This window comes from Bacteroidales bacterium (assembly GCA_041671145.1).
Lineage (GTDB): Bacteria > Bacteroidota > Bacteroidia > Bacteroidales > JAHJDW01 > JAQUPB01.
The window spans coordinates 1-4,219 of sequence record JBAZBZ010000079.1; the positions used below are offsets into that span (position 1 = coordinate 1).

Sequence of the window (4,219 nt, forward strand, 5' to 3'; positions counted from 1 at the left end):
TTCGTAGTCTTTTTTTCGACAGGGTTGAGTCTTGAGTTTTGTCATTGTTTCCGTTTTATTGGTTAATTTTTAGTCAACCGATTTTAGGAAATGACAATTAAAAAGGTTACCGCCAGTTATTATTTATTTTATTGTTTTTAATTCTTTCTCAAGCATAGGAAGGTCTTGCTTTACTGCACTCCAAATTACTTCTGTGTCAATGCCCATATAATGATGAATCAACTTATCACGCATCCCCGTAATTTCTTTCCATGGAACATAAGAATATGCTTTTCTAAAATCAGGTGAAATATTCTTGCTTGCTTCTCCGATTATTTCAAGGTTTCTTATTACTGCATCTTGAATCAATTCATCTTCTTTGAATTTCTGTTTAGAAATTCCTTTCATGTATTTCTTTATCTTTCTAATACACGATAGAATATGTTCAATGTATGTAATGTCGTCTTTATGCATTGTATATTATTTGTAAGTCTCGTTGAATATTCTTTTTTATTCTTTGATTATTAATTGCTCCTTCTGTCAATAAATCAACTTTGAATCCAAGTTTCTGACTTAATTCATTTTCTATCTTGATTAATTGAAGCAAAGACGGAGTTTTCTTGAATCTAACAAGCAAATCAATATCACTATTTGGTTTCTCTTCGTGTCGAGCAAAAGAACCAAATATTCCTATCATCAATGGATTATAAGAAGTCAAATAATTTAGTATGATATTTTCTAAAGTTTCTCTTGACATATTTTTTTCTCAAATATAAATATTTTTTTAATACCAAATAAAATTCCAAGAACTAATTGGCGGTAACGGATGGGGCTTGATTTAGGCGGGCAATTAGATACCTGCGTCATTCTCACCCGTGAACAAATTTATAAATAATTTCTGAATTTCAAAATACTAATTTCTGCCCGCTTAAAACAAGCCCATGTTATGCACTGGCGGTTTGTTTATGTCTTAAAAGCTTTATCATTATCAGGTTTTGATGTCAGTTGTCAATATGTGTTTTTTTGTTCAGGCACGTGGGTAAGCGTTTAAATTTTTACAGAAGGGTGGGCTTTTTTTCTTTTTGTGTCAATTTAGTAGAATGTAGTGGGTTGTAGATGGCAAGCTCTTGCTGCAAACTTTGGTCGTGGGTGGCTTGTGCGGTTTGCAGCATGTGCTTGCCATTGTGCTGTTGGCACTATGACCGCCAAACCTTTATATACGCTACTCGCAGACGCTTTGTTTCTTGCAGTATTAGTCAATTTGCTGGGGGTGTCAGGTTACTTTCTCTACGTAACAGTCAATTTACTCGGTAAAATATGTCTCTTTCTTACCGTTATAGTCAATTTACTTGGTGCATACGCTTGTTTTCTTACTGCTAAGGGAAATTCTCTCATCGCTAAAGGAAGTTCTCTAAGTGCTAAGGGAAGTTTTCTCACTGCTAACGAAAGTTCTCTAACCGCTAACGGAAGTTTCCTAAGTGCTAAGGAAAGTTCTCTCGGTGCTAAAGGAAATTTTCTCACCGCTAAAGGAAGTTTTCTCAGGGAAGTAGCTTGTTTTCTTTTTGCTTGTCAATGAACTATAAAAGAAAAGGACTCAATTTTGAGCCCTTTTGTTAGTTATCTCTTCTTTTGCTTTTTAAATTCAAGTTTACTTACCTGTTTATATTGTAGGCTTGTTGCTCCGAAAACAGATTTTACATATTTCTTTACTTCTAATGCAATATCAACAAGACCTGTGTTATCCTGATAAAGTGCGAAATCACGTGCAATAAGTGCATTTTGATAAGGAACTGCTGCATTTATTACGGCTGTATTTAATGTTTTATAGTTTGTAAGGGCTGTGTTAAGTCCTGTTACTTTTAAATCGGTTTCGTTGGGAATGTATAAAGGTTCGGCTGATAGGCATACAACAAATTTTGCGAAATTATCAATTAAACTGTCGAAGTCCTGCTGTGACACTGAAATTTGTTTTGCTTCGGCGATTGCTGGTGTTTCGCTATTATTGGCAACAACTGGTGTTGTTTTTATTGATGTATCGGCACGTTTGCCTTGAAGTTTTCTGTTTATGGCTTTTGCATCGTCAATTGTTTGTTTTGTTGCATCGGTAGCTTCGAGTGCATTTAAAATACGGGTACAGAATTTTTTTAATGGAGCTGGCGACAAAGCGATTTCTCGTGCATTTCGTGCATTTTCAAAAGTTGTTCCTGTAGTTTTAACTGTTTGCATTACATTTTTTGATGTTGTAAGTGTAGTTTGCAGTTGTGGAATTTTAAGAGCATTTTTTGACGGATTGTAGGCGGTTCCGAAGCCCGTGCAAATTGAGATTTCTACTTCAAAGTTTGCTACATTTTTTGCATGTCCTGTTACGCTTATTGATGCCATAGTAGTAAATTTTTAGTTAAATGATTAAATTGAAGTACAAATATATAACTTTTTTGGATTATTAGATTTTTTTTAATTCTTTTCATCTGAATTTTTATCATCATTTAAAATAATGTCTAACCCTTCTTGTGCTTTTTTGCTTTCATCTATTAGAATTTCTTTAGATTTTTTTTCTAATGCTTTTGCTATTCTTGAAAAACCCGGAATTTTAGAAAGTTTCTCAACAGCATTAGCTAATTTAACACTTTTATCAAGTGCGTCCATTAAAGGATGATCCGATTTGTCATAATCAGATATTAATTTGCCAGGATTTTCAGAACTAACATCTAAAACATTATAAAGAAGTTTTATTTTTAATTCAGAAGACACATCCTCATTATCAATGCTATTTATTTGCTTTGACAGTCCTTCATAGGTTTTACTTAAAACCTCCTTATGTGTGTATTCTTCAATTAATCTTTTTGATAGATTAAGTTTTTTATTTGCAGAATATGCAAGCCACAATACAGGAATATACAAAGGAAGTATAGCCATTACCAAACGAGGTAATCTGCTCACAACTTCAGCTAATTTGATATTTTCATATATTAATGTGTAAGTGCTAACTCCAAAAGGAATTAATGAAATTAAAATCATACCAGCAATTGCATAGTTGAAATTTAATCTCAATGTTTTACTCGTTTTTTGCTCTAACCGTCTTTTATTATAATATGCTGAGCTTAGTCCTTTTGTTAAAGCTTCTGGTAAAAGTTCATTAATTTGTTTTTGAATATTTATATAATCATTTTGCCATTTATCTAAATTAACTTTGAACTCTTTTTCCTTTTCTTCTTTAAACTCAAAATATACTTTCTTCGTTTCTTCATTGAACTTAAAAATATCATCTTTTGTTTGAGTTAAATTTTTGCTTATTTCAGTATAAGATTTTTCAAGTTTGTCTTTTAAACCTTCAACTTCTGTATTTACACCTGTTTCTTTATCATCATCCGTATAACCAAAAACCTCATAATATAAATCTTCAATTTCATTCTTTCTGCCAAGAAAGGACTTATATAATGCTTCAATCTTTTTCGAATAATCGTCGCTACTTTCAAAAATAACGTTTAATTTTTTGATTTGCTCAATAAAAATATCATGTTTTTCAAATACATTTTCTAATTCATTAATTTTATTTTCAATGGAAACTTTTCGGCTTTGAATTTCTTCAAATAAATTCTTTGTTAACTCATTATTGTTATTTGACGTTGTGGAAAAATCAATAATCTTTCCATTTATTTCCACTAAAGAGTTATAAATTGATTTAATTTCCTCGGATTTCTGACTTACCTCGTTCAATGTTGTTAAAACACTTTCCTTAGCTTCCTCGCTTCTGTTTCTGTATTCGGATGCTTTTTTAGAAGCTTGTTTAGCTTCACTTTCATAATCTGTTGTTTTTTTATTGATTTCTACTTCAAGCGATGAAATCTTATCCCATAACTTGACTCTTTCTTCTTCTAAGTATTCTATTGAAATCATATTTTAAATTTTTCTAAAATTAATAATGTTTTGATGTTGGTGATTTATCTTGTATGCATAAGGATAGCCAAATGGATAAAGAGGTTTGTTGTCTTGTAACAAAATTGTTGTGCCACAAAATTCAAAACCGCAATTTTGCATCAACTTTACAACATCTGCTTGAACGCAAATTTCTTTTTTGTCAACTGTGAAGTCGCTAATAACAATTGAACAATATTTTCTTGGTGTCAAAATTTTGTAACACTCCAACATTATTTTTTCAAGTCCGTTTGTAAATGCTTCATAAGTACTCATGTTTCCCAAGTCGTTTTCAAACTCGGAATAATACTCAACTCCAATTCGC

General features: G+C 31.7%; 6 protein-coding genes. All 6 read right to left on the reverse strand.

Translation table 11 applies throughout. The features are described from left to right. Nucleotides 1-123: 123 nt before the first annotated feature. Nucleotides 124-453 (reverse strand): DUF86 domain-containing protein, encoded by a 330-nt coding sequence (locus WC223_13860; protein ID MFA6925327.1) that lies wholly within the window; start codon nucleotides 451-453, stop codon nucleotides 124-126. After that, entirely contained in the window at nucleotides 446-736 is a 291-nt protein-coding gene (locus WC223_13865; GenBank protein MFA6925328.1) for a nucleotidyltransferase family protein, read from the reverse strand. The genes WC223_13860 and WC223_13865 overlap by 8 nt, the downstream gene beginning before the upstream one ends. Nucleotides 737-1,071: 335 nt before the next feature. Continuing rightward, the gene (locus tag WC223_13870; GenBank protein ID MFA6925329.1) at nucleotides 1,072-1,239 is read right to left on the reverse strand and encodes a hypothetical protein; all 168 of its coding nucleotides are present in this window, start codon (nucleotides 1,237-1,239) and stop codon (nucleotides 1,072-1,074) included. Nucleotides 1,240-1,596: 357 nt separating this feature from the next. Then, nucleotides 1,597-2,361 (reverse strand): hypothetical protein, encoded by a 765-nt coding sequence (locus WC223_13875; protein ID MFA6925330.1) that lies wholly within the window; start codon nucleotides 2,359-2,361, stop codon nucleotides 1,597-1,599. 72 nt (nucleotides 2,362-2,433) lie between these two features. Further along, on the reverse strand, nucleotides 2,434-3,876 hold the full coding sequence (locus tag WC223_13880; GenBank protein ID MFA6925331.1) for a hypothetical protein: 1,443 nt from the start codon (nucleotides 3,874-3,876) through the stop codon (nucleotides 2,434-2,436). A gap of 3 nt (nucleotides 3,877-3,879) precedes the next feature. Further along, nucleotides 3,880-4,219: hypothetical protein (locus WC223_13885; protein MFA6925332.1), on the reverse strand; the 340-nt coding region annotated here is incomplete at its 5' end.